General features: G+C 63.6%; 22 protein-coding genes and 4 tRNA genes. 14 read left to right on the forward strand and 12 right to left on the reverse strand.

All coding sequences use genetic code 11. The features are described 5' to 3' along the window. The first annotated feature begins 153 nt into the window (after positions 1–153). Positions 154–882, forward strand: a complete 729-nt coding sequence (locus FFS68_RS14280; RefSeq protein WP_137753869.1) for a hypothetical protein — start codon at positions 154–156, stop codon at positions 880–882. A gap of 129 nt (positions 883–1011) precedes the next feature. Here the strand turns inward: FFS68_RS14280 and FFS68_RS14285 are convergent, their stop codons facing one another. Beyond that, positions 1012–2223, reverse strand: a complete 1212-nt coding sequence (locus tag FFS68_RS14285; protein WP_137753870.1) for an integrase arm-type DNA-binding domain-containing protein — start codon at positions 2221–2223, stop codon at positions 1012–1014. A 211-nt stretch (positions 2224–2434) separates the two neighbouring features. After that, positions 2435–2508: transfer RNA gene (locus FFS68_RS14290), tRNA-Gly, on the reverse strand. A gap of 100 nt (positions 2509–2608) precedes the next feature. On the opposite strand from FFS68_RS14290, the gene dinB reads away from it, so the two are divergent. Beyond that, positions 2609–3739 carry a DNA polymerase IV gene (gene dinB, locus FFS68_RS14295; RefSeq protein WP_137753871.1) on the forward strand — a complete coding sequence of 377 codons (1131 nt, stop codon included), beginning with the start codon at positions 2609–2611 and terminating at the stop codon, positions 3737–3739. A gap of 104 nt (positions 3740–3843) precedes the next feature. Here dinB and FFS68_RS14300 read toward each other — a convergent pair whose 3' ends face one another. Next, positions 3844–5442, reverse strand: a complete 1599-nt coding sequence (locus tag FFS68_RS14300; protein ID WP_137753872.1) for a peptide chain release factor 3 — start codon at positions 5440–5442, stop codon at positions 3844–3846. Positions 5443–5721: 279 nt separating this feature from the next. Here FFS68_RS14300 and FFS68_RS14305 point away from each other — a divergent pair, with 279 nt between their 5' ends. After that, positions 5722–6525: an enoyl-CoA hydratase-related protein gene (locus FFS68_RS14305; protein WP_137753873.1), complete on the forward strand. Its 804-nt coding sequence runs from the start codon at positions 5722–5724 to the stop codon at positions 6523–6525. 103 nt (positions 6526–6628) lie between these two features. On the opposite strand, the gene FFS68_RS14310 is transcribed toward FFS68_RS14305, so the two are convergent. The 3 genes from FFS68_RS14310 to FFS68_RS14320 are packed head-to-tail and all read right to left on the reverse strand — an operon-like array spanning position 6629 to position 8525. Continuing rightward, positions 6629–7231: an HD domain-containing protein gene (locus tag FFS68_RS14310; protein WP_137753874.1), complete on the reverse strand. Its 603-nt coding sequence runs from the start codon at positions 7229–7231 to the stop codon at positions 6629–6631. Positions 7232–7264: 33 nt separating this feature from the next. Further along, positions 7265–7981: a hypothetical protein gene (locus FFS68_RS14315; protein WP_249340169.1), complete on the reverse strand. Its 717-nt coding sequence runs from the start codon at positions 7979–7981 to the stop codon at positions 7265–7267. Next, positions 7965–8525, reverse strand: coding sequence for a hypothetical protein (locus FFS68_RS14320; RefSeq protein ID WP_249340170.1), 561 nt, complete (start codon positions 8523–8525; stop codon positions 7965–7967). The genes FFS68_RS14315 and FFS68_RS14320 overlap by 17 nt, the downstream gene beginning before the upstream one ends. A 148-nt stretch (positions 8526–8673) precedes the next feature. Between FFS68_RS14320 and FFS68_RS14325 the strand changes: the two genes are divergently transcribed. Further along, positions 8674–9114, forward strand: a complete 441-nt coding sequence (locus FFS68_RS14325; RefSeq protein ID WP_137753875.1) for an Rrf2 family transcriptional regulator — start codon at positions 8674–8676, stop codon at positions 9112–9114. Positions 9115–9360: 246 nt separating this feature from the next. Here FFS68_RS14325 and FFS68_RS14330 read toward each other — a convergent pair. Then, positions 9361–9436 (reverse strand) — tRNA-Ala (locus FFS68_RS14330). A gap of 128 nt (positions 9437–9564) precedes the next feature. After that, a complete protein-coding gene (locus tag FFS68_RS14335) occupies positions 9565–9888 on the reverse strand; it encodes a TIGR02300 family protein (protein WP_137753876.1) in 324 nt (107 codons plus the stop codon). A 124-nt stretch (positions 9889–10012) separates the two neighbouring features. Between FFS68_RS14335 and aroA the strand changes: the two genes are divergently transcribed. The 5 genes from aroA (at position 10013) to FFS68_RS14360 (ending at position 14975) form a co-directional block, all read left to right on the forward strand. Continuing rightward, the gene (aroA, locus tag FFS68_RS14340) at positions 10013–11341 is read left to right on the forward strand and encodes a 3-phosphoshikimate 1-carboxyvinyltransferase (protein ID WP_137753877.1); all 1329 of its coding nucleotides are present in this window, start codon (positions 10013–10015) and stop codon (positions 11339–11341) included. After that, positions 11338–11874: a hypothetical protein gene (locus FFS68_RS14345; protein ID WP_137753878.1), complete on the forward strand. Its 537-nt coding sequence runs from the start codon at positions 11338–11340 to the stop codon at positions 11872–11874. Before aroA ends, FFS68_RS14345 begins: the two co-directional genes overlap by 4 nt. Further along, entirely contained in the window at positions 11874–12503 is a 630-nt protein-coding gene (locus FFS68_RS14350; protein ID WP_137753879.1) for a d(CMP) kinase, read from the forward strand. The genes FFS68_RS14345 and FFS68_RS14350 overlap by 1 nt, the downstream gene beginning before the upstream one ends. A gap of 276 nt (positions 12504–12779) precedes the next feature. Then, a complete protein-coding gene (rpsA, locus tag FFS68_RS14355; RefSeq protein WP_137753880.1) occupies positions 12780–14492 on the forward strand; it encodes a 30S ribosomal protein S1 in 1713 nt (570 codons plus the stop codon). Between the two features lie 204 nt (positions 14493–14696). Beyond that, positions 14697–14975 carry an integration host factor subunit beta gene (locus tag FFS68_RS14360; RefSeq protein WP_137753881.1) on the forward strand — a complete coding sequence of 93 codons (279 nt, stop codon included), beginning with the start codon at positions 14697–14699 and terminating at the stop codon, positions 14973–14975. 193 nt (positions 14976–15168) lie between these two features. Here FFS68_RS14360 and FFS68_RS14365 read toward each other — a convergent pair whose 3' ends face one another. Further along, a complete protein-coding gene (locus tag FFS68_RS14365; RefSeq protein WP_171003894.1) occupies positions 15169–16716 on the reverse strand; it encodes a serine hydrolase domain-containing protein in 1548 nt (515 codons plus the stop codon). A 70-nt stretch (positions 16717–16786) separates the two neighbouring features. Between FFS68_RS14365 and FFS68_RS14370 the strand changes: the two genes are divergently transcribed. Then, positions 16787–17269, forward strand: coding sequence for a MarR family transcriptional regulator (locus FFS68_RS14370; RefSeq protein ID WP_171003895.1), 483 nt, complete (start codon positions 16787–16789; stop codon positions 17267–17269). Between the two features lie 7 nt (positions 17270–17276). Here the strand turns inward: FFS68_RS14370 and FFS68_RS14375 are convergent, their stop codons facing one another. Both FFS68_RS14375 and FFS68_RS14380 read right to left on the reverse strand, forming a co-directional pair. Then, complete coding sequence (locus tag FFS68_RS14375) at positions 17277–18044, reverse strand: ABC transporter permease (protein WP_137753884.1); 768 nt, start codon at positions 18042–18044, stop codon at positions 17277–17279. Continuing rightward, on the reverse strand, positions 18041–18979 hold the full coding sequence (locus tag FFS68_RS14380; protein ID WP_137753885.1) for an ABC transporter ATP-binding protein: 939 nt from the start codon (positions 18977–18979) through the stop codon (positions 18041–18043). The genes FFS68_RS14375 and FFS68_RS14380 overlap by 4 nt, the downstream gene beginning before the upstream one ends. Positions 18980–19070: 91 nt before the next feature. Between FFS68_RS14380 and FFS68_RS14385 the strand changes: the two genes are divergently transcribed. From FFS68_RS14385 to FFS68_RS14400, 4 genes are all read left to right on the forward strand, one after another. After that, positions 19071–19156 (forward strand) — tRNA-Leu (locus tag FFS68_RS14385). 128 nt (positions 19157–19284) lie between these two features. Continuing rightward, positions 19285–20736, forward strand: a complete 1452-nt coding sequence (locus tag FFS68_RS14390; RefSeq protein ID WP_249340171.1) for an ABC transporter substrate-binding protein — start codon at positions 19285–19287, stop codon at positions 20734–20736. Between the two features lie 40 nt (positions 20737–20776). Further along, a complete protein-coding gene (locus tag FFS68_RS14395) occupies positions 20777–21199 on the forward strand; it encodes a DUF4112 domain-containing protein (RefSeq protein ID WP_137753887.1) in 423 nt (140 codons plus the stop codon). Positions 21200–21373: 174 nt separating this feature from the next. After that, positions 21374–23479 carry a prolyl oligopeptidase family serine peptidase gene (locus tag FFS68_RS14400; protein WP_137753888.1) on the forward strand — a complete coding sequence of 702 codons (2106 nt, stop codon included), beginning with the start codon at positions 21374–21376 and terminating at the stop codon, positions 23477–23479. A 13-nt stretch (positions 23480–23492) separates the two neighbouring features. On the opposite strand, the gene FFS68_RS14405 is transcribed toward FFS68_RS14400, so the two are convergent. Next, positions 23493–23578 (reverse strand) — tRNA-Tyr (locus FFS68_RS14405). Positions 23579–23637 lie beyond the last annotated feature (59 nt).

Here is a 23637-nt window from a genome sequence, read left to right on the forward strand (position 1 = left end):
CGATGACGGCTCTGAGCCGTGCGCGGCATCAGATCGGAATCCCGCGCGGGATCAGATCGGAACGATGCGCGTGATCATGTCGGTATCCCTGCGCGGGATCGTCGGAATCCGCAAGCAATGAGTCTGCGGCGATGTGCTGCAAAATTTCCGGACGTGATCGACGTAAAGGCGGCGGCTCAGCTTGCTGACATGCTATCCACTTCTTCCGGCGAAGACCATCCAACAACCTTAGCGTCAGCACTCCACTATCGAGCAAGGCGCAATGCGGTGGGAGGCCAGCTATGGAAGCTTGTCGAGACGTGCGGAATTGCGCCAATCGTAACCGCGACAATCATCCCGCAAGGATGGGACATTTCCGGCTTAGACCTCAATCAAGTGGACCCCGTCAAATTTATGGAAAGATTTCGGAAGGCACTCAACAGTTGCGGGGCGACCGGGAGTAGCGGCTTCATATTCGCGTCGATGCACGGTGAGTACGAGCCGAGCAAAGATGTGTGGCAGCTCCACATCCACCTCGTAGCCGCAGGCGAAATGGTTACCGTGCTCAAGCGGCTGAAAAAATTGAAGGGGTACCGAACGAAGCGAACTGATAAGCTGGACAATAGCAACCCGGTCTATCGGCGCATGAGGATTTCCGACAAGGACCTTACCGATTTGCCCAAGCCACTTACGTATACGATGCAGTCGTTCTGGCCAGCGCGGGCCATCTATGAAACGGATAAAGGTCCTAAGCGGCAAACGGTGAAACGCCGAATTGCTGAGCCGTTTCACGCTCTTCAACTGCTTTGGATTCATCGGTGGTCCCTGAAAGACCTATCCTTGCTCATGGGATTGAGAGTTACAAGCACCGGGCTCAAATTAACCCGCAAACTCGGTACATGAAATATGAATCCAGAGTTTGATCTTGACCGTCGAAACTGCGGTATACTGCTCACCTGCTAGCTGGTTGGGTCAGTGGCCCCCCAACACGGGGCATAACACTGCATGACTTGAATCTCAGGGTTGCTCGCCTCATGCTGTTGCCTCTGACCCAACACGCAATCGATCAAGATAATCGCTCCACCATTGCGCCATCACCACACGCTCATCCCAATGCGCGCCGCGATGATAGGCAGCGCGCACCTTATCGCTGTCGCCATGCGCCAGCGCGCGCTCGATTGCGTCGGGATGCCATTTTCCGGACTCGTTTAAGAGAGTCGATGCCATCGCGCGAAACCCGTGTGCGGTCATTTCCTGGCTAGTGTATCCCAGCCTCCGCAACCCGGCATTAATGGTGTTCTCACTCATTGGTCGCGCACGAGACCGTATCGACGGAAAGACGTAACCGCTCGGACCGGTGATCGATCGCGTTTCCTTGAACAGCGCCAATGCTTGGCGTGACAGCGGTACATGATGTGTCCTACGCATTTTCATCTTCTCAGGCGGGATGCTCCAAAGGGCATTGTCCAGATCAATCTCGCTCCAATCAGCATGGCGCAACTCTCCCGGGCGGACGAATACATGCGGGGCGATCTGCATAGCTAGCTTCGTATGCCCCTGCCCATCATACCCATCAATCGCCCGCAGCAGTTCGCCAACGCGGCGCCCATCCGTGATAGCCCCGTAGTGCGTGACTGTGGGCGCAGTAAGTGCGCCGCGTAGATCGCGAGTAGGGTCGGAGCCGAGGCGAGCAGTCGCCACGGCGTACCGAAACACCATGCTCGCCAGTTGCAGAGTGCGCCGTGCGCTTTCGAGATTACCCTTGCCTTCAATCTTGCGAACTGCGCCCAGAATGTCGGCGGGCTCAATCTCGGCAATGGCCAATCGCCCAATGCTACTGTTCAGCAGAGACAGAAGATATTCGCTCCGGGTGGCAGTGGCGGCCGCCCATCCCTTCTCACCGTCGCGCCTGCGCTTGGCGCAATATTCGTCGGCGATGGCGGTAAAGGTATCAGCTGCCTGCTTACGTGAACGCAGCTTATCGCGCTGCTTTTCGCGGGAGGGATCCTTGCCTAGCGCGATCATGGTTCGCGCCTCATCACGCCGTTTACGGGCGTCGCTGAGGCCGATCTCCGGATAGGCGCCAATTGCCAGCAACTTTTCGCGCCCGTCTATGCGATATTTGAGCCGCCAAAGCTTGCCTCCCGCCGGTGTCACTAGCAGAAACATGCCTGCGCCATCTGCCAATTTGATCGGCTTCGGACCCGGCTTTGCGTTCCGGATTGCCAAGTCAGTCAGGGCCATTTGCTTATCGAGCCTCCCGGGGAAAGTCCCCACAGGATACCCCCACTCGCGGGGGTATCGCATTGGCCATTTACCGACGCCCCCCAATCATACCCCCACCGACTGGTGGCTCTGCATGAACGGGGACGAACGACTGCGGCCTCACAACCGCTATATACCGGGGATTTTTGGGAACTGTCCAGACGAATACGAACGTCGACGAACAGCGAGTTGGAGCGGGTAGCGGGAATCGAACCCGCCTAGCTAGCTTGGAAGGCTAGAGCATTACCACTATGCTATACCCGCTCACCAAGGTCGGCGGCGATTGCCATCTTGCCCCATCTTCGTCAAGTCTGGCGTCAACCGCGTCGTTGAGAACATCGTGGCAACATGCTAGGCTGCGCGCGTGGAAGTTGCCGCAGACCTTGCCCCCGACACGCCGACGGACGCCCCGGTCCGCAAGATCATCCATGTCGACATGGATGCCTTTTACGCGTCGGTCGAACAGCGCGACGACCCGGCGCTGCGCGGTAAACCCGTCGCCGTCGGCGGTTCGTCGCGGCGCGGGGTGGTCGCCGCCGCCAGTTACGAAGCGCGCAAATTCGGTGTCCGCTCGGCGATGCCCAGCATCACCGCCAAGCGCCAATGCCCCGACCTCATCTTCGTCCCCCCGCGCTTCGACGCCTATCGCGAAGTGTCGCACCAGATCCGCGCGATTTTCCACGACTATGCCGACGAGGTCGAGCCGCTGTCGCTCGACGAAGCCTATCTCGACGTCAGCGCCGACAAGGCCGGGCTGGGCAGCGCGACCGCGACCGCGAAGCTGATCCGCCGCCGCATCCGCGACGAAACCGGTCTCACCGCTTCGGCGGGTGTGTCGTATAATAAGTTCATCGCCAAGCTGGCGTCGGATCAAAACAAGCCCGACGGGCTGACCGTCATTCCGCCGGGCAGGGGCGCCGCCTTTGTCCAAACATTGTCGATCCGCCGCTTTCACGGCATCGGCCCGGTGACCGCGGCGAAGATGGAGGGACTCGGGGTGTTTTCGGGCGCCGATCTGGCGGGCAAAGACCCGCTGTGGCTGGCGGAAAATTTCGGCAACAGCGCCGAATGGCTGTTCAATCTGGCGCGCGGCATCGACCATCGGCGGGTCAAGTCGAACCGGCCGCTGAAATCGCTCGGCGGCGAGCGCACCTTTTTCAACGACCTCACGACCGACACCGAAATCCGCGAGGCGCTGGCGCATGTCTGCACCGTGGTTTGGGATCGCGCCGCCAAGAAAGGTGCGCGCGGACGGACGGTGACGCTGAAGCTGCGCTACGCCGATTTCAAAACGATCACGCGCGCGAAATCGGTGGCGGCGCCGATCCTCGATGGCGCCGCGCTGCTGGCGGCGGGCGAGGCAATTTTGGCACCGCTGCTGCCGACCGAACAGGGCATCCGGCTGCTGGGGCTGACGCTGAGCAAGTTCGAGGGGGAGGAGGATGAGGCGGATGAGGCCCCCGCAGCGTCCAACGATCTATTGAGCCTGATTTAAGCATCGTCATCCCAGCGAAAGCTGGGATCGCTGGCGTTCAGCTATGACGATAGCGGCCCCAGCTTTCGCTGGGGCGACGAGTTGGGTTGGGGCGACAAATCAGGCTAGACCGCCAAAGCCCCCAACCGCCGCTCCTTGGTCGCCGTAAACCGGATATCCGGATTGCGCTGGGTGATATAGCCCACTTCCCACCCGTCCTTGGCCATGAACACCGGCGCGCCGTCGCGGTCGGTCGCGCTGGCGCCGCGGTGTTCGGACTGAAACGTCTTGAGCTTCATGGGATCGTCGCACGCGATCCAGCGCGCGGTTTCCCACGGCGACTGCTCCAGCTTCGCCTCGACCTTATATTCGGCGTCGAGGCGGCTGATCAGCACTTCCAGCTGCAACTGGCCGACGACGCCGACGATCATGTTCGCGCCGATTTCGGGGTAGAAGACCTGAATAATCCCCTCCTCGGCCATGTCGTCGAGCGCCTTGCGCAATTTCTTGGTCTGGGTCGGATCGACCAGCGCCACGCGGCGCAGCAATTCGGGGGCAAAATTGGGCAGCCCGGTGATCGTGATGTCGGTGCGTTCGGACAAGGTGTCGCCGACGCGCAGCGTGCCGTGGTTCGGGATGCCGATGATGTCGCCCGGCCACGCTTCCTCGGCCATTTCGCGGTCCTGCGCCAGGAACAGCATCGGGCGGCTGATCGCGATCGCCTTGCCCGTCCCGCCCTGCATCAAGCGCATCCCGCGCTCGAACTTGCCCGAACACAGCCGCATGAACGCGATGCGGTCGCGGTGCGCGGGGTTCATATTCGCCTGCACCTTGAACACGAAACCGGTGACGGCATCGTCGGTCGGTTCGACCGGCGCCGGTTCGGCAGGCTGCGGCTGCGGCCCCGGCGCGTGGTTGGCGAGCGCGGCGAGCAGATCGACGACGCCGAATTCCTTGAGCGCCGATCCGAAATACACCGGGGTCAGGTCGCCGCCGCGATAGGCCGCGCCGTCGAACGGCGCATAACAGGCCGACGCCAGCTCGGTTTCTTCCTTGAGGTGCGCGAGCGCGGCGGCGCTCAATTCCTGCGCCAGCGCCGGATCGTCGAGCCCCGTCACCTTGGCGCGGTGCCCTTCGTACATCCGCGAAGCATCGCCGCCCGGCCGCATGATCGCCGGATCGACGAGGTCGTAGATTCCCTCAAATTGCCCGCCCATGCCCGCGGGCCAGTTCATCGGACACACGTCGAGCGCCAGCCGGTCGGCGACCTCGTCGAGCAATTCAAACGGCGGCAGCCCCTCGCGATCGACCTTGTTGATAAAGGTGATGATCGGCACCGAGCGCAGGCGGCAAACCTCGAACAGTTTCAGCGTCTGCGGTTCGATGCCCTTGGCGGCGTCGATCACCATCACCGCGCTGTCGACCGCGGTCAGGGTGCGATAGGTATCCTCGCTGAAATCCTCGTGCCCCGGGGTGTCGAGCAGGTTGAAGATCAGCCCGGCATGTTCAAACGTCATCACCGACGAGGTCACCGAAATCCCGCGCTGCTGCTCGATCTTCATCCAGTCGGACCGCGCGCGCCGCGCCTGCCCCCGCGCCTTGACCTCGCCCGCGATATGGATCGCGCCGCCCGCGACGAGCAATTTCTCGGTCAGCGTGGTCTTGCCCGCGTCGGGATGCGAGATGATGGCAAAGGTGCGGCGGTCAGGATGGGGAGCTAGCATGGCGCGCGCCTAGCAGCGGCGCGGCGGCGTGGGAAGGGGCTGGTGGGTTGGCGAAGTCAGCGTAGATGATATCTGAGGTTCGTGTTTCCGTTCGTGTCGAGCGAAGTCGAGACACCCGTCGGCGTAGCGTAAGGCCGACGGGTGTCTCGACTTCGCTCGACACGAACGGAACTAGGAGCAGAGATGCATGGCCACCCCTTCCCTCTTGCACTCGCGCCGCAAATGAGTCACACCTTTACGTGAACGTAAAGGTAAAGCGCCTGCGAGAGGATCCTTCCCATGACCGACATCCCCACCTTCGACACGATCAAGCTGGAAATCGCCGACAATGTCGCGACGATCACGCTCAACCGTCCCGACCGGCTTAATTCGATGCCGCCCGCGATGGCCGACGATATCCGCAGCGCGCTCGACTATCTGCCGCTGCTTGGCGCCCGCGCGCTGCTGATCACCGGCGAAGGGCGCGGTTTCTGTTCGGGCGCCGATCTGGGCGGCGACCGCGCGGCGTCGGCGGTCGGCGGCGGCGCCAACAGCCGCAAGGCGCTGCGCAACCATTATAACCCGATGCTGCTCGCGCTCGCCAATCTCGACATTCCGGTCGTCACCGCGGTCAACGGACCGGCCGCAGGCGTGGGTTGCAGCTTTGCGCTGTCGGGCGATTTCACGATCGCGGGCAAAAGCGCCTATTTCCTCCAGGCCTTCGTCAATATCGGGCTGGTCCCCGACGGCGGCTCGTCATGGCTGCTGCCGCGCCTGATCGGCCTGCCGCGCGCGACGCAGATGATGATGCTGGGCGAGAAAATTTCGGGCGAACAGGCCGCCGACTGGGGCATGGTCTATAAATGCGTCGACGACGCCGACCTGCTGACCGAAGCCCGCGCGCTGGCGGCGCGCCTCGCGAACGGCCCGACGGTCTCGCTCGGCACGATGCGCAAGGTGCTGCGCGACGGCCTGTCGCAAAGCTACGCCGACACGCTCGATGCCGAGGCGAAGGGGCAGTTCATCGCGGCGGGCAGCGCCGACGCAGCCGAGGGTATCATGGCGTTTGTTCAGAAGCGGAAGACGGCGTTCAAGGGGAAGTGAGAAAGTGCGTCATCCCAGCGAAAGCTGGGATCGCTGTCGGTCGACGGAGCGGTGACGGGTAAGGCTGCCAGCGGCCCCAGCTTCCGCTGGGGCGACGCCTATTCTACTCCGCCGCTTCCTCGACCATCACCTTTTTGTAGATGCTGTTCTTCGGATAGCCGCAGACCCGCATCACCATCGGCTCGAAAAATTCCAGCGGCTCGCTGGCATAGGCGGGGTCAAACGCCGGCGCGTCATATTTCTCGCAGAATAGGGCGCACGCCGCATAATGCGGGCTGTCACGGAACTGGTCGCGCATGTCGCGGTCGAGGCCGATGTAGTGGAAGAAATAATGGCCCTGGAAAATCCCGTGGTGCTGGACGATCCACAGATTTTCTTCGGACAGGAACGGCTTCAAAATCGCCGCCGCGACGTCGGGATGGTTGAACGCGCCCAGCGTGTCGCCGATGTCGTGGAGCAGCGCCATCACGACATATTCCTCGTCGCGGCCATCTCTGTGCGCTCTGGTCGCGGTTTGCAGACAATGCTCGAGCCGGTCGACCGGAAACCCGCCATAATCGCCGCCGAGCAGCTTCAGATGCTCCAGGATGCGCTTGCCATTCTGCGGCGCGAATTCCTTTTGTTCGCGCGCGATGATGTCCCAATCTTCCTGCGTTCCGTCGATCATCGAGCGGAAGGTCGCATGGTCGTGCGTCATCTCGTTCATGGCAGCCTCTCCTGTCTTTGAGGCCAGCCTATCCTATTCGTTGTTATTTGCAACGTTGTACGATCTGACCTCGGCCTGCGTCAGGCACCGCCGCGTCGATTTGTCCTCATCGTTCGCCAGCGCCTTTTGCTGATACATCACTTCGGTCAAGAGCTTGCGCGACACCCCCATGCGGATCAGGAAATCATTATCCTCGCTCGCGAGCAGCGCGGCGTCCTGCTCGATGTCGCCGATCAGCTCGCGCGTCGCGTCGGTGCCCATCGCGACGCTCATGTCGATCGTGCTGCGGTCGCCGGTGCGCGTGAACATATGGACGATGAACAGCCCGCCCGGATCGATGACCCGCGGCTGCCCGCCCATGAAAATGAAATTGCACGCGCTGAAGCACGCCCAGCCCGCCGGAATGCGCGTCGTCAGGCCAAAGTTTGAACGGATGATCCGCCCCGCCGCATTGCCCGCGCGCGCGTCGCCGCCCTGTGAACGCAGCCACACTTCGCCGACATCGGGATTGGCGGCCAGCGCGGCTTTCAAACGGTCGGGCAGCCCCGCATCGATCCGCCCCTCGGCCAGCAGCACCTTGGCGCCGCCCTTGACCACCGGGGTCAGTTTCATCGTCGGGTTGGCCGACCAGTCGGGGGTCAGCGGGCAGGTCGGGTTGGCGGGGTCCATCTTGACCTTGGCGGCGCCGGTCAGGCTGGCGAGCAACCCCGCGGCCAACGCGATCCGGGCGATCCTAGGCGGCAAGGACATAGCGCGATGCACCCGGTTCCTTGCACATCCGCTTGCTGACCCGCGTTTCCTCGCCCTCGACAATGATGATGTCGGTGACGTTCATGCAGCGGGTGCCGTCGGCCAGGTCGTTACGCGCCGCGACGGTCGACGATCCACTCACCTCGGGCCGCGTCGCGCTGGTCCAGTTCGATGTGGCGCCGACCGCTTCGCCGCGCGTGACCTCTTCGGTGGCTGCGGCGGCCTGGACCTGCTCGGCGGGGTCGAGTCGGCACGCGATCGCGTCGGTCAGCGTCCCGCTGACTTCGCCGATCGGCACATAGCTATAGACGCCCGCCTTGCTCGCCGCATCACCGACCGCATCGTTGAGCACATTGCCCAGGATGTTGCGCCCGATGCTGCTGCCCTTCTTGCCTTTGGGACAGCCGCCATTGCCTTCTTCGCTGGGTTTCGGCGCCGGGGTCGTCACCTTGCGCAGCAGGCTGCCGAACTGCGCCTGCGCGGGGGCAACCGCCAACAGACAGGCGGCCAACACCGCCGGAGCACCCCAGACCTTACGCATCATCCGCTTACCCCCAAATCATCGCCACAAACAGCATCTTGGCGGCGCTTGTATCCCGTGTTCATGCCACCCGCTGTGATTTTCATCAACTCTTGGCGAAATCTCATCCACACAGGTTGAATTAAGCCTGAATATGTCACAGTAACCCGCCATGCTTTCGCAAAAGACCCGTTATACGATCCGCGCGTTCCAGCATCTTGCCGATCATTGGGGCAAGGGGCAGGTGCAGCTGGCGGATATTGCGGAGGCGCAGAATATCCCGCCCAAATTCCTGACCGTCATCCTGTCCGAAATGGCGCGCGAAGGCCTGCTGATTTCGCAGCGCGGGCGCGACGGCGGCTATCAGCTCGCGCTGCCGCCGATCGACATCAGCTATGGCGACCTCGTCCGCCTGACCCGCGGCTCGCTCGCACTCGTCCCCTGCGCGGCGCGCAACGCGCACGAACATTGCAAAAATTGCCTGCCCGAATCCGAATGTCGGCTACGCAGCCTGATGCTGAAAGTGCGCGACGACACCGCCTCGATCCTCGACCGCATCACGCTGGCCGATCCGATCGCGCTGGAACCGCTGTTTGACGAGGTGGCCGGGTAAGGACGCCCGCGATCGGGCCGCGCTGACTGGTTTCAACCGATTGCGGACGCTCTCTCTTCCCTTCGTCATTCCCGCGAAAGCGGGAATCCAGCAAGCCAGCGTTGCGCGCTGGGTTCCCGCTTTCGCGGGAATGACGAGGAGGGCGTAGGGCCGCTCACCATCCCATTGCGGACCGCGACATGGCCAACGCGCCCACATCCCGCGCCCAACAAAAAAGGCCCGCTTTCGCGGACCCTTTTGAAGAAGTGGTGGAGCCTAGCGGGATCGAACCGCTGACCTCCTGCATGCCATGCAGGCGCTCTCCCAGCTGAGCTAAGGCCCCACATCTTCGCTGGATCGCTCTCACCATCATGGCTGCTGCGATCGGGTTGCCGCCTTTACCAGTGCGGGCGGTCGATGCAAGGGGCCAAATGCATCTTTCGATGCCTTTTGGACCCCGCACCGCAAAAATCAGGTTTCGACGTCGTCGTCGTCCGCCGTCGCGACGCCCAGATCATCGTCACCGCCCAGGTCGACGTCATTGTCGGGCGAATCATTGTCTTCGTCGACATCGACGTCCAGATCCAGATCCTCGTCGACGACGACCTCTTCCTTCACGGCCTTGCCGGGCTTTTCGACCTCGAACGGCATCGGCTGCTTTGATTTCAGCACCGATTCCGGGATCCAGTTGTAACCGCAATTGATGCAGTTGATCGGATCATCCTTGGTCAAATCATAGAATCGCGTGGCGCATTTCGGGCAGCTGCGTTTCGTGCCCCATTCAGCCTTGATCATATATGCCTCGTAACCTTCTGGAAACAGAATAAAATGTGTGGAAAGCGACGGTTGCCTGCGCGGCATCCATCAAATCGGCGTGCGCCTTGCCAGATTGTAAGGGCGCTGTCAAAAGCCGCTCGCCATGACCGATCCCACCACCACCCCCCGCAGCTTTTCCGCCTCCGCTCCGCTCACCGGCAGGATCGCGATCCCGGGCGACAAAAGCATCTCGCATCGCTCGCTGATGTTGTCGGCCCTGGCGGTGGGGACAAGCCGCGTCACCGGCCTGCTCGAAGGGCATGACGTGCTCGCCACCGCCGCCGCGATGCGGGCGATGGGCGCCAGCATCGAACGCCGCGCCGACGGCGAATGGGTGATCGACGGCGTCGGCGTCGGCGGGCTGCTCCAGCCGCGCGACGCGCTCGACATGGGCAACAGCGGCACCTCGACCAGGCTGCTGATGGGGCTGGTCGCCAGCCATCCGATCACCGCCACTTTTTTGGGCGACGCCAGCCTGTCGGGCCGCCCGATGGGCCGCGTCATCGATCCGCTGGGCCAGATGGGCGCCGACATCACCGCGTCACCGGGGGGCCGCCTGCCGCTGATGGTGCGCGGCCTCGCCCCCGCCATCCCCCTCGCCTACCGCCTGCCCGTCGCCTCGGCGCAGGTGAAGAGCGCGGTGCTGCTCGCCGGGCTCAACACCCCCGGCATCACCGAAGTCATCGAACCCGTGCCGACCCGCGATCACAGCGAGCGGATGCTGCGCGGCTTCGGCGCCGACCTGACCGTCGAAACCGCTGCCAACGGCACCCGCCACATTCGCATTGTTGGCGAGGCGGAGCTGAAGCCGCAGACGATCGTCGTTCCCGGCGATCCGTCGTCGGCGGCATTCTTCATCATCGCGGCGCTGCTGGTCCCCGGTTCGGACGTCACCATCACCAATGTCGGGCTGAACCCGACCCGCGCCGGGCTGATCGACGTGCTGCGCCAGATGGGCGGCGACATCGAAGCGATCGACCCGCGCGACGTCGGCGGCGAGCCCGTCGCCGACCTGCGCGTCCGCCACAGCGCGCTGACCGGCATCGCGGTCGATCCCGCCGTCGCGCCCAGCATGATCGACGAATTCCCGATCCTGTTCGTCGCCGCGGCGCTGGCACAGGGCCGCACGACAACCTCTGGCCTCGACGAACTGCGCGTCAAGGAAAGCGACCGGCTCGCGGTGATGGCGACCGGGCTCAAAGCGATCGGCGCGCGCGTCACCGAGACCGAGGACGGCCTGATCATCGACGGCACCGGCGGCGACCCGCTCCCCGGCGGCGCCACCGTCGCCGGCCACCTCGACCATCGCATTTGCATGAGCTTTGCGGTCGCCGGACTTGTCACCGGGTCACCGGTGACGATTGACGACATGGCCCCGGTGGCGACAAGTTTCCCCAACTTTGAAACGCTGTTGGGAGAATTGCAGTCATGACGATCCGCCGCAACGCCGCCGCATCGGCCTGCGCCGCCCTCGCGCTGCTGGTTGGTGCCCAGGCCGCTCACGCCAAACCCGCCATCGCCGATCCTCTGGCGCGCGCCGACGCCAGCTTTTCACCCTTTGCGCTCAACCGGGCGACCGACCCCAAAAAGATCGGCCGCCTGGTCAACGAAAAGGATTGCTCCGAAACCGCGATCGATTGCGAATGGCAGGATCGCGCCGGCGTCCGCCACATCATTTTTGGCGAGGTCACCGCGATCAAAATTATCAACGCGACTGAAGTCGGCAACCGCGACATTGCCGCGCTGAATATCGGCACCGCCCGCGCGCGGCCCGATGTCATGGCGCGCGTCCGCGCCTTCCTGCCCGAAATCGCGATCGACTGCCTGGAACCCGGCCAGGCGGGCGAAGGCGAAGGCATATCGTCTTGTGGCGGGTCGTTCAAACCCGACGGCTGGATCAAATTGCTGTTCGGCCCCGATAACCAGCTGACATTCGTGCGTATCGACGCATTTCAGGGCAATTGATGATCATCGCCGTCGACGGGCCGACCGCATCGGGCAAAGGCACCATCGCCCGCGCGCTCGCCGATCATTTCGGGCTGCCGGTGCTCGACACCGGGCTGCTCTATCGCGCCGTCGGCTATCAGACCCAGCTGGACCATGGCGACGCCGACAACGCCGCCGACGCGCTTGCCGCGTGTGCCTTCCCCGACAGCCTGCTGGGCGATCCGGCGCTGCGCTACGAAACCACCGGCGGCCTCGCCAGCCGCGTGTCGGTGCACCCGCAGGTGCGCGCCGCGCTGTTGCAGCGTCAGGTCGACTTTGCCAATCAGCCCGGCGGCGCCATACTCGACGGCCGCGACATCGGCACCGTCATCGCCCCGCACGCCGACGCCAAGCTGTTCGTCACCGCCAGCCCCGATGAGCGCGCCCGCCGCCGCCATGCCGAGATGTTATCGCGCGGCGTCGCGGTGACCTATGACGCGGTGCTGGCCGACGTCCACGCCCGCGATGCCCGCGATACCGGCCGCGCCGATGCGCCGCTGCGCCGCGCCCCCGACGCGATGCTGCTCGACAACAGCGACATGCCCCGCGACGCGGCGATCGCCGCCGCCATCGCGTTCGTCGAAGACCGTCTGAACCGCCGCGGCTGAACGGGCTTTCGACCTTGCCTTTGGCGGGTTTGCGGACTATAGGCGCCCGGTCCGACGGGCCTGTCAGCCGGTCGAGGCACGGACAAACCGCCGCCCCAATCTGGAGCGTCGGGCGTGACGGGGCGACCTCGTCGCGCCCATTTTGCTTTGCCCTGCCCCGTCCGAACAGGTCCGAAGGATGTTCTGCATCGCATCCGGCGGGCGGGACATATCGGCCATTAAGACCAGCGGAACCAACCGCTTGGCCGGAACAAATGAAGTAAGGAAACACTCTCTATGGCCACTACGGCTTTCCCGACGCGCGACGATTTCGCCGCGATGCTCGATGAATCGCTTGGTGGTGCCGACGGCGGCTTTGAAGGCCGCGTCGTCAAGGGCACCGTGACCGCGATTGAAAACGACCTGGCAGTGATCGACATCGGCCTGAAGAGCGAAGGCCGCGTACCGCTGCGCGAATTCGCCATGCCGGGCCAGAAAGCCGACATCAACGTCGGTGACGAAGTCGAAGTCTATGTCGACCGCGTCGAAAACGCCAATGGCGAAACCATGCTGTCGCGCGATCGCGCCCGCCGCGAAGCCGCCTGGGACCGCCTGGAAGAAGAATTCAACAAGGAAGCACGCGTCGAAGGCGTCATCTTTGGCCGGGTCAAGGGCGGCTTCACCGTCGACCTCGGCGGCGCCGTGGCGTTCCTGCCCGGCTCGCAGGTCGATATCCGCCCGGTGCGCGATGTCGGCCCGCTGATGGACCTGCCGCAGCCGTTCCAGATCCTCAAGATGGATCGCCGCCGCGGCAACATCGTCGTGTCGCGCCGCGCCATCCTCGAAGAAACGCGCGCCGAACAGCGCTCGGGCCTGATCCTGAACCTGGAAGAAGGTCAGATCATCGAAGGCGCCGTCAAGAACATCACCGATTATGGTGCGTTCGTTGACCTCGGCGGCATCGACGGCCTGCTCCATGTCACCGACATGAGCTACAAGCGCGTCAACCACCCGAGCGAAGTCATCAACATCGGTGACACCGTCCGCGTCCAGATCATCCGCATCAACCGCGACACCCAGCGCATCAGCCTGGGCATGAAGCAGCTTGAAAGCGATCCGTGGGAAGGCGTTGCCGCCAAATATCCGGTCGGCGCCAAGCTGTCGGGTGTGGTCACGAACATCACCGATTACGGCGCGTTCGTCGAACTCGAAGCCGGCATCGAAGGCCTGGTCCACGTCAGCGAAATGTCGTGGGTCAAGAAGAACGTCCACCCCGGCAAGATCGTTTCGACCAGCCAGGAAGTCGATGTCATCGTCCTCGAAGTCGACAGCGACAAGCGCCGCATCTCGCTGGGTCTCAAGCAGGCTCAGTCGAACCCCTGGGGCGCGTTCGCCGATGACCATCCGGTCGGCTCGGTCGTCGAAGGCGAAGTCAAGAACGCGACCGAATTCGGTCTGTTCGTTGGCCTGCCGGGCGACGTCGACGGCATGGTTCACATGTCGGACATCGCTTGGGGCATCTCGGGCGAAGAAGCGCTGCACCTCCATCGCAAGGGCGAGGCCGTCCAGGTCGTCGTACTCGACGTCGATGTCGAAAAGGAACGCATCAGCCTCGGCATCAAGCAGCTTGAAAAGGGTGCGCCCGCGGTTGGCGGCGGCACCGCCGCTGCCGGTTCGGTCAAGAAGAACGACGTCATCACCGTCACCGTCCTCGAAGTTCGCGACAACGGCCTCGAAGTCCAGGCCGGCGACGATGGCGCCACTGGCTTCATCAAGCGCGCCGACCTTGGCCGCGACCGCGACGAACAGCGCGCCGAACGTTATCAGGTCGGTCAGAAGTTCGATGCGATGGTCATCGGCTTCGACCGCTCGAAAAAGCCGAACTTCTCGGTCAAGGCGATGCAGATCGCCGAAGAGAAGCAGGCGGTGGCTCAGTATGGCTCGTCGGACTCGGGCGCCTCGCTCGGCGACATCCTTGGCGAAGCCTTGAAAGCCGGCAAGAAAGATTAATTTCAAACTTGCATAGCGAAACGAACGAAAAGGCCCGCAGAGTGTCCCTCTGCGGGCCTTTTTCTTTCAGTGATATATTTTGACCAGACAGTGATTCATGATACCTTCTGCGCGCGTTGGGAGGGGTCTCACGCAAGGAAAAGACCGGCAACGACCGGACGCCTGCTTCGGCGGGAAACGCGTGACTTATAATAGGGGAAGCCAATGATCCGGTCAGAACTGGTTCAGAAGATCGCGAGTGAAAACAGCGATTTGCGCATCGACGAAGTCGAACGCATCGTGGATACGTTTTTTGATTCCATCGTCGACCAGCTTGCGGCGGGGGGCCGCGTCGAGCTGCGTGGGTTCGGGGCGTTCTCGACCCGTTCGCGCGAATCGCGCACCGGCCGCAACCCGCGCACCGGCGCCTCGGTCGATGTGAAGGCGAAAAATGTGCCCTATTTCAAACCCGGCAAGGAAATGCGCGAGCGTCTGAACGACTGAGCGCATCGCTCGACCGGCACCCGGTCTGGCCGCTGACGTTAAGTTTGGGCCGGTTTCCGTCTGAATATAACCGTTGAATCGAAACGCCGCGCCGCAACATGGCGGACGCGGCGCTTCATTCTGTCGCGGGCTTGGCCGAGTGGCCGCTGATTCTCTCTCGGCGGCCCGCGGTTCGGCATGACGCGCTGGCGCGTCAGGGCTTCTTCGCGCCGTCGGCGCGCAACCGGGCCAGCCCATCGATCGCATATTCGTTTTTGGGATCGATCCCCAGCGACTTTTCAAACAGCGCGATCGCCTCGGCCTTGTCGCCCTTCACCGCGGCAATATCGGCGAGCCCGTCATAGCTGTACGCCGACGTCGGATATTGCCGGAGGTTATATTCGAACACCGCCTTCGCTTCGGCCAACCGTCGCACCTCGAACAGGTCGTAGCCCATCGTAACGAGCGTCTCGTCGCCAAAATCATGGGCGGTTGGCGCGGTGCGTTTGAGTTCGGCATGGTGCGCCAGGGCGGCCGCCACACCGCGATCGCGCATGATATTCCACAGCAGATCGCCCAATTGTTCGACCGGCAATCTATACGGGGCACCAAAGGCGATCGCCGCCAGGTCGTTGCCCACCCGCCCCGCGTTGGTCCGGTCGCTGTTGCTGAGTATGATGACGGTCAAAGCATCCGCCGGAAAGCGGGTGATATTGGTCGAAAAGCCGTTGTCGCTGCCCGAATGAAACTGGGCGCCTCGGCCATGTCTTTCGGCCATGAACCAGCCATAGCCATAGCCGCCCTTGTCGGGGGTGAACATCGCGTCGCGCGATGCGCGCGAGATCAGCCGATCGGCGGCGAGCGCCTTGTCCCACCGCAACATATCCGCAACCGTCGAATAGACGCCGCTGGTGCCAAGGTCGACGGTCGGACTGACCAGCCGCGCGTTGATGAAATCGGTCCCCACCGAATAATATCCGGTCGCGCGACCGGGCACCAGCGCGCGCGTTTCGCCGCTATAGGTGCGCGCCATGCCGGCGGGTTTGAAGAGTTTCTCGGCCAGATAGTCATCGTACCGCAGCCCCGAAACCCGTTCGACAATCGCCCCGAGCAGCATATATCCTGAATTGGAATAGTCGAATTTTTCGCCCGGCGCGAAATCCAGCGGCAGGTCGCGGAACAGCGCCACCAGTTCGGGACGGGTGTAGCTCAGCATCGCCAGCTTCTCGTCCCAATTGGGCAGGCTCGAAACATTGGGGATACCCGACGTGTGGGTCAGCAGCTGATGCAGCGTGATCCCTTGCCAGCTTTGCGGGCAGGTTTCGAGATAGCGGCAAATCGGATCGCTGACCTTCAGCTTCCCCTGCTCCTGCAATTGCAGGATCGCCACCGCGGTGAACTGCTTGACCATCGACCCGAGCAAATAGGTGTTTTCCGCCGTGTTCGGCGCCCCCAATTCATAATTGGCCATGCCATAGCTTTTGACGAAAAAGGGTTCGCCATTGCGCGCCACCAGCGCGACACCGCTGAACATGTCGTTGCGGACCTGCGCCTGCAGATAAGCGTCCATCGCTTGCAGCTTCTGGCGGTCAGCGTCGGCCTGCGACGGCAGCGCCGGTGGCGGCACGACCGCGGACGCCGGACTGGCCTGGACGGCGACGGGCGCGACCGCTGGCATCATCGCGGCCAACGACAGCAACATATGCGGGAACCGGGTCGAAATCGCGCTTGGCACCTGATCATTCTCCAAACTAAATATCACGAAGCTGATTTATCTTCATATAAAGATTTATTGCAAGGGAATGACCTGTCATGCTGTACCAGTACATCGGATGACAAAGCCCGATCTGATTGACGATTTGGTCGCCGACTGGCGGCGCGAGCGGCCGGGTTCCGATGCCGACGCGATGCAGATCGTCGGGCGGATGATCCGGCTCGGCCGCACCTATGAGCATGAGGTGTCGCAGTTGCTGCGCGCCCATGGCATGAGCTATTCGGACTTCGACGTGCTCGCGACGCTGCGCCGTTCGGGACCGCCGTATGAAAGCGCTCCGACCCAGCTTCAGCATAATGTGCTGCTGACGTCGGGGGCGATGACCGCCTGTTTGCGGCGGCTCGAAAGCGCCGGGCTGATCGTGCGGGGCACCTCGCCACAGGATCGCCGCCGATTGTCGGCGAAATTGACGCCGAAAGGCTTTGCGATGGTCGAAAGCCTCATCGACCGCCGCTTTGCGCTGGCCCGGCAATCGCTCGTCGGGCTCGACGCCGATCAGATCGCAGCGGCAGAAGGCCTGCTACGCTGCCTCGGCCGCTGATCGACGGTCAGTTCTTCAACCGATAGCCGGTCCGGAACATCCAGAAAATCACGCCCAGGCACAGCGTCAGGAACAGCGCGACCGCGCCCATGCTCACCCCGATCCCGACGTCGCCCTGGCCAAAGAAGGTCCAGCGAAAGCCGCTGATCAAATAGACGACGGGGTTAAACAGCGTCACCGTGCGCCACGCCGCGGGCAGCATGTCGAGCGAATAGAACGCACCGCCGAGGAAGGTGAGCGGATAGATGACGAGCATCGGGATCACCTGCAACTGCTCGAAACTCTGCGCCCAGATGCCGATGATAAACCCGAACAGGCAGAATGTGATCGCCATCAGCAGCATGAAGCCGACCATCAACAGCGGATGCGCGACCTGGACATCGACGAACAGATGCGCGGTCGCAAAGATGATCGCCCCGATGATCACCGACTTGGTCGCCGCCGCGCCGACATAGGCAATCACCGTCTCCAGCGGCGACAGCGGCGCCGAAAGCATCTCGTAAATCGTCCCCGTCCATTTCGGCATATAGATGCCGAACGACGCATTGCTGATGCTTTCGGTGAACATCGTCAGCATCATCAGCCCCGGAACGATGAACGCGCCATAGGGCACGCTGCCGACCTCGCTCATGCGGCTGCCGATCGCCGATCCGAACACGACGAAGTACAGCGCCGTGGTGATCACCGGCAGCGCCAGGCTGGTCCACACGGTGCGCCGAAAGCGCGCCAGTTCAAAGGCATAGATTGCGCGCACGCCGCGCCAATTCGCGGTCATGCGGCGACTCCCTTGGTTTCGTGGACCAGCCCGACGAAAATATCCTCGAGCGAGCTTTGCTTGGTATGCAGATCCTTGAACGCGACCCCGATGTCGCTCATCCGCCGCAACAGCGACGGCACCCCGGTCGCCTCGGCCTGGCTGTCGAATTCATAGACCAGCTCATGCCCGTCGCCGGCCAGTTCAAGCGTCCAGTCGGCCAGCTCCGCGGGCACCGCCTGCAACGGCTCGGCCAAGTTGAGGGTCAGCGTCTTGCGTCCCAGTTTCTTGATCAGCGCGTGCTTTTCCTCGACCAGGATCAACCGCCCGCCGGTGATCACCCCGACGCGGTCGGCCATTTCCTCGGCCTCCTCGATATAATGGGTGGTCAGGATGATCGTCACCCCGCGTTCGCGCAGGCCGTGCACCATCTGCCACATGTCGCGGCGCAGTTCGACGTCGACCCCGGCGGTCGGCTCGTCGAGGAACAGGATTTCGGGCTCGTGGCTCAGCGCCTTGGCGATCATCACGCGGCGCTTCATGCCCCCCGACAGTTCCATGATCTTGGCATCGCGCTTGTCCCACAGCGACAGGTCGCGCAGCAATTGTTCGATGAACGCGGCATCGCGCGGCTTGCCGAACAGCCCGCGCGAAAAACTCACCGTCGCCAGCACCGTCTCGAACGCATCGGTGTGCAATTCCTGCGGCACCAGCCCGATGATCGACCGCGCGGCGCGATAGTGACGCGCATGATCATGCCCCGCGACGGTCACCGTCCCCGCGCTGGCGGTCACGATCCCGCACACGATGCTGATCAGCGTCGTCTTGCCCGCGCCGTTCGGGCCGAGCAGTGCAAAAATCTCGCCCTTGTTGATGCTCAGATCGACATCGCGAAGGGCGATGTGGCCGCTTTTATAGGTTTTGCCGAGGCCGGAAATTTCAAGAACTGCTGTCATGCCACGCCGTCTAGCCGAGCCGCATCGCCGGGTGAAGCGGCAAACATCGCTTGACCTCCCCTGGCCCATCGGCTTGATCGGCACCGCCTGTGCGGACGTGGCGAAATCGGTAGACGCAGCAGACTTAAAATCTGCCATCCTCTGGATATCCGGGTTCAAGTCCCGGCGTCCGCACCAGCATCACGGTCGGCGCCGCTGGGCCCCGGATGTCCCTTCCGGTTTCGCGCCTTATCTCTATGATAGGGTCGATGGTACGAACACCAGACAGACCGAAACACCCGCGGCGGACCGCCGCCGCGGCCGCCGTGACCCTGTTCGCCCTGGCGAGCTGCGGCTTGTTCGGCGAGCGTGGACCGGTCCGGGTGGCGGCGATGGGCGCGATCAATCCGGCCGCGAATCCGCTGGGCGGCGAATTATCGGCGACCAATGCCGCGCTGCTCGACGCAACCGCGCAGGGGCTGGTCAGCTATGATGGCGAGGGCCAGATCGACACCGGCCTCGCCGATCGCTGGACCGTCACCACCGATGGGCGAAGCTATATTTTCCGCCTGCGCGAAGCGAAATGGACGAACGGCCGCAAGGTGACGGCGCAGGACGTCGCGGCGATCCTGCGCGCCTATCTGGCGCCCGCCAGCCGCCATATCCTCAAAAATGACTTTCCCGAGATCGAAACGATCCGGGCGATGACCGACACCGTCATCGAAATCCGCCTGTCAGTGCCGCAGCCTGCGATCCTCGAATTGCTGGCGCAGCCGTCGATGGCGATCGTCAACAAGGGCATGGGCTGGGGACCGATGCGGGCGCGCAAGATCGGCCGTGCCATCCTGCTCTCGCCCGTTCCCGATCCGCTCGCGGAGGATCCCGAGGCCGCCGAAGCCGCCGCCAACGACCCCGCCGCGTCGATCGAACTCACCGGCACCTCGCCCGCCGGCGCGCTGGCCCGGTTCAAAAATGGTTATGCCGACGCGGTGATCGGCGGCCGCTTTTCCACCCTGCCCTATTTCGCCGCGTCGAACATCGGCCGGTCGCGACTGGTCGTCGATCCCGCCCCCGGGCTGTTCGGCCTGTCGTTCGTTCGCGCCGAAGGCTTTCTGGCCACCGACGCCAATCGAGACGCGCTGATGCGCGCCATCCGGCGCGAGCGGCTGGTCGAAGCCTTTGGGCTGGAGGAATGGCAACCGCAACTGACGCTGCGGCCCGCGGTCCACACCCGCGACAGCGGCCCGACGCCGCTGCGTCCGGCATGGGCCGATTACGACGATGCGTCGCGGCAGGCGCAGGCAAAGCGCATCGTCGATGCGTGGCGCGCCGCCGGGCGCGACATCGAACCGCTGCGCATTGCCGTCCCCGATTCGCCGGGCGGCCGCATCCTTTTCGCTTATGTCGCGGCCGATTTCGCCGCGATCGGCGTTCCGAGCCGCCGCGTCGCCATGGCGTCCACCGCCGATCTGCGCCTGATCGACGAGGTTGCCCCCAATGATGACGCACTATGGGCGCTGCGCCGCCTGTCGTGTCGGCGCGACACGCTGTGCAATCGCGAAGCGCAGGAATTGATCGAACAGGCGATGCGCAACATCGACGTCGGCCAGCGCGCCGCGCAGATCACCGAAGCCGAAGTCGTGCTGACCCGCTACACCCCCTTCATCCCCCTCGCCACCCCGCTGCGCTGGTCGGTCGCGGCGCAGCGGCTGACCGGCCTGCGTCCCAACCCCCGCGCGCAGCACCCATTGAATCATGTGATCGCCGCTCCCAACTAAAATGACGGCGCCGATACTGGCGCTTTATGAAAGCACGCCCATGGCCCCCTCGCCGCCCAATCCCGACGCCATTTTCGACGCGCTGATCCAGAACCGCAACGATCCCGCGGCGCTGCGCAAGCGGGTCGAGACGCTGGAGATCCTGCTCGAACGCAGCTTCGTCATTCCCGGCATCAACCGCCCGGTCGGCCTCGACGCGATCGTCGGCCTGGTCCCGGTGGTCGGCGACATCATCGCCGCGACGATGGGCGCCTATCTGATCTGGGAAGCGCGCAACCTCGGCATGCCGAAATGGAAAATCTGGCGGATGGTCGGCAATCTGGGGGTCGACACGGCGCTGGGCGCGGTGCCGCTGGTCGGCGACGCCTTCGACTTTTTCTTCCGCTCGAACACGCGCAATCTCAAGATCATCAAAAAGCATCTCGACAAGCATCACCCGGGGACGATCATCATCGATCAATAATCCCCGAATTCCGTTCGCATCGAGCGAAGTCGAGATGCCCCTCGACCTTACGCGGCTCCGATGGGTGTCTCGACTTCGCTCGACACGAACGGATGGAGGGGTTGGCTCGCTGCTTCCCTTGCGGTGTCTAATGCTGCTAGCACAGCGGCACCACGCCCCAGGGGAGATGTCCGAATGATCCGCGCCAGCCTTGCCGCGCTTGCTCTCAGCTGTTCGTTCAGCGCCGTTGCCGTCGCGCAAGAAGCCGATCCCTATCTGTGGCTGGAAGACATCGAGGGTAAAAAGGCGCTCGACTGGGTCGCGCGCGAAAATGCCGCGACCGACACGCTGATCACCGGCCGTCCGGGCTTCGAGGCCGATCGCCAGCGCGCCCGCGGCATCCTCGACGACGACCGCCAGATCGCGATGCCCGGCGACGTCATGGGCGATACGATCACCAATTTCTGGCGCGATGCCGCCAACCCGCGCGGACTGTGGCGGCAAAGCCCGCTCGATGCGTATCTCGCGGGCAAGCCGGTATGGACGACGCTGATCGACGTCGATGCGCTGGGCAAGGCGGAAAAGCAAAGCTGGGTGTGGCACGGCGCCGACTGCCTCGCCCCCGCCTACACGCGCTGCCTCGTTTCGCTCAGTCCCGGCGGCACCGATTCGGACATCGTGCGCGAATGGGACCGCACGACCAGGACCTTCGTCGCGGACGGCTTCACCGTGCCGCAGGCCAAGAGCAGCGTAACCTGGGAGGATGCCGACACCCTGCTCGTCGCCACCGATTATGGCGCGGGCAGCATGACCGCGTCGGGCTATCCGCGCATCGTCAAACGCTGGAAACGCGGCACGCCGCTGGCCGCCGCCGAAACCTTGGCAGAGGGCGAGGCCGAAGACGTCAGCATGAGCGTCTTTGCCTTCACCGACGGCGATAAACGCTGGCCGATGATCAGCCGCGGCAAGACCTTTTACACCGCCGACATCAAGCTGCGCGGCAGCGACGCCGCGCGCTACATCTCGACGATCGTCCCCGACACCGCCAGCGTGCGCGACGTCATCGACGGCCAGTTGATCATCTTCCTCAACAGCGATTGGGCGAACATCCCCGCGGGCTCGCTCGTCTCACTGTCGCTCGCCGACATGGCGGCCGACCGTCAGGTGCCGATCGTCACCGCGATGACGCCAACCAAAGCGCAGGCGATCGAAAATGTCGCCGCCACCGACACGATCCTGTGGGTCAAGGCGCTCGACGATGTCGAGGGCAAATTGTTCGCGCTACGCCGCGACCCCGCGACGGGCCAATGGAGCCAGAAAGAGGTACCGCTCGCCGCCAATGCCACCGTCGGCATCGCGGGGACGATCGGCAAGCGCGACGTCGTGCTGGCGACCGCCGAGACGATGCTGATGCCGCCGACCCTCTATGCCGTGTCCGAAGGCCAGCCGCCGCAGTCGGTGCAAACCCTGCCAGCGACCTTCGACGCCAGCGATATGCGCGTCGAAAAGCGCTTTGCGACGTCGAAGGACGGCACCAAAATTCCTTATTTCCTCGCCCGCAAGCGGGGCGCGACCGGCCCCGTCCCGGCGCTCGTCCACGCCTATGGCGGTTTCCGCGCTGTGCAGACGCCGGGCTATCTGACCGGCCAGCCGTACCGCGCCGGTCCGCTCGGGCTGTTCTGGGTCGAGGGCGGCAATGCCTATGTCCTCGCCAATATCCGCGGCGGCGGCGAATATGGCCCCGCCTGGCATCAGGCGGCGCTGCGCGAAAAACGCCAGAACAGCTTCGACGACCTGCACGCGGTGGCCGAAGATCTGGTCGCAACCGGGGTCAGCGCCAAGGGCAAGATCGCGATCTCGGGCCGCTCGAACGGCGGCGTGCTGGTCGGCGCGGCAATGACCCAGCGCCCCGACCTCTATGGCGCGGTGATCTCGGGTTCGCCGATCAAGGATATGTGGCGCTATGACAAGATGCTCGCCGGGGCGTCCTGGGTCGCCGAATATGGCGATCCCGACGTGCCTGCCGATTGGGCCTTCCTGTCCAAATATTCGCCCTATCAGGGCATCCGCAAGGGCGTAACCTATCCGCCGATCTTCCTGTATCTGTCGACCAAGGACGATCGCGTTCACCCCGGCCACGCCCGCAAATATGCGGCGCGGCTCAAGGAACTGGGCAACAGCGTCTATTATCACGAATATCTGGAGGGCGGCCATTCGGTGGGCGCCGACCATGCCGAAGACGCGGTCCGCGCCGCGATGCTCCACGCCTTCCTGCTGCGCGAACTGGTGGAGAAGAAATAACCGCGCCGGAGGGTGGTGGACAGGGCTGGATTCGAACCAGCGTACGGAAACCCGGGCAGATTTACAGTCTGCTGCCTTTAACCACTCGGCCACCTGTCCATGGGGTCCGCTTTGGGAAGCGGTCCAATGGCGAAACGATGCTTGCCTGTCAATGGCAG

Origin of the sequence: Sphingopyxis sp. L1A2A, from assembly GCF_005502465.1 — a bacterium.
Lineage (GTDB): Bacteria > Pseudomonadota > Alphaproteobacteria > Sphingomonadales > Sphingomonadaceae > Sphingopyxis.

Coding starts and splice junctions, on each gene's coding strand:
- FFS68_RS14285 (WP_137753870.1), bottom strand. CDS start 2,223: ATGGCCCTGACTGACTTGGCAATCCGGAACGCAAAGCCGGGTCCGAAG.
- FFS68_RS14300 (WP_137753872.1), bottom strand. CDS start 5,442: ATGCTAGCTCCCCATCCTGACCGCCGCACCTTTGCCATCATCTCGCAT.
- FFS68_RS14305 (WP_137753873.1), top strand. CDS start 5,722: ATGACCGACATCCCCACCTTCGACACGATCAAGCTGGAAATCGCCGAC.
- FFS68_RS14310 (WP_137753874.1), bottom strand. CDS start 7,231: ATGAACGAGATGACGCACGACCATGCGACCTTCCGCTCGATGATCGAC.
- FFS68_RS14315 (WP_249340169.1), bottom strand. CDS start 7,981: ATGTCCTTGCCGCCTAGGATCGCCCGGATCGCGTTGGCCGCGGGGTTG.
- FFS68_RS14320 (WP_249340170.1), bottom strand. CDS start 8,525: ATGATGCGTAAGGTCTGGGGTGCTCCGGCGGTGTTGGCCGCCTGTCTG.
- FFS68_RS14325 (WP_137753875.1), top strand. CDS start 8,674: ATGCTTTCGCAAAAGACCCGTTATACGATCCGCGCGTTCCAGCATCTT.
- FFS68_RS14335 (WP_137753876.1), bottom strand. CDS start 9,888: ATGATCAAGGCTGAATGGGGCACGAAACGCAGCTGCCCGAAATGCGCC.
- aroA (WP_137753877.1), top strand. CDS start 10,013: ATGACCGATCCCACCACCACCCCCCGCAGCTTTTCCGCCTCCGCTCCG.
- FFS68_RS14345 (WP_137753878.1), top strand. CDS start 11,338: ATGACGATCCGCCGCAACGCCGCCGCATCGGCCTGCGCCGCCCTCGCG.
- FFS68_RS14350 (WP_137753879.1), top strand. CDS start 11,874: ATGATCATCGCCGTCGACGGGCCGACCGCATCGGGCAAAGGCACCATC.
- rpsA (WP_137753880.1), top strand. CDS start 12,780: ATGGCCACTACGGCTTTCCCGACGCGCGACGATTTCGCCGCGATGCTC.
- FFS68_RS14360 (WP_137753881.1), top strand. CDS start 14,697: ATGATCCGGTCAGAACTGGTTCAGAAGATCGCGAGTGAAAACAGCGAT.
- FFS68_RS14370 (WP_171003895.1), top strand. CDS start 16,787: ATGACAAAGCCCGATCTGATTGACGATTTGGTCGCCGACTGGCGGCGC.
- FFS68_RS14375 (WP_137753884.1), bottom strand. CDS start 18,044: ATGACCGCGAATTGGCGCGGCGTGCGCGCAATCTATGCCTTTGAACTG.
- FFS68_RS14380 (WP_137753885.1), bottom strand. CDS start 18,979: ATGACAGCAGTTCTTGAAATTTCCGGCCTCGGCAAAACCTATAAAAGC.
- FFS68_RS14395 (WP_137753887.1), top strand. CDS start 20,777: ATGGCCCCCTCGCCGCCCAATCCCGACGCCATTTTCGACGCGCTGATC.
- FFS68_RS14400 (WP_137753888.1), top strand. CDS start 21,374: ATGATCCGCGCCAGCCTTGCCGCGCTTGCTCTCAGCTGTTCGTTCAGC.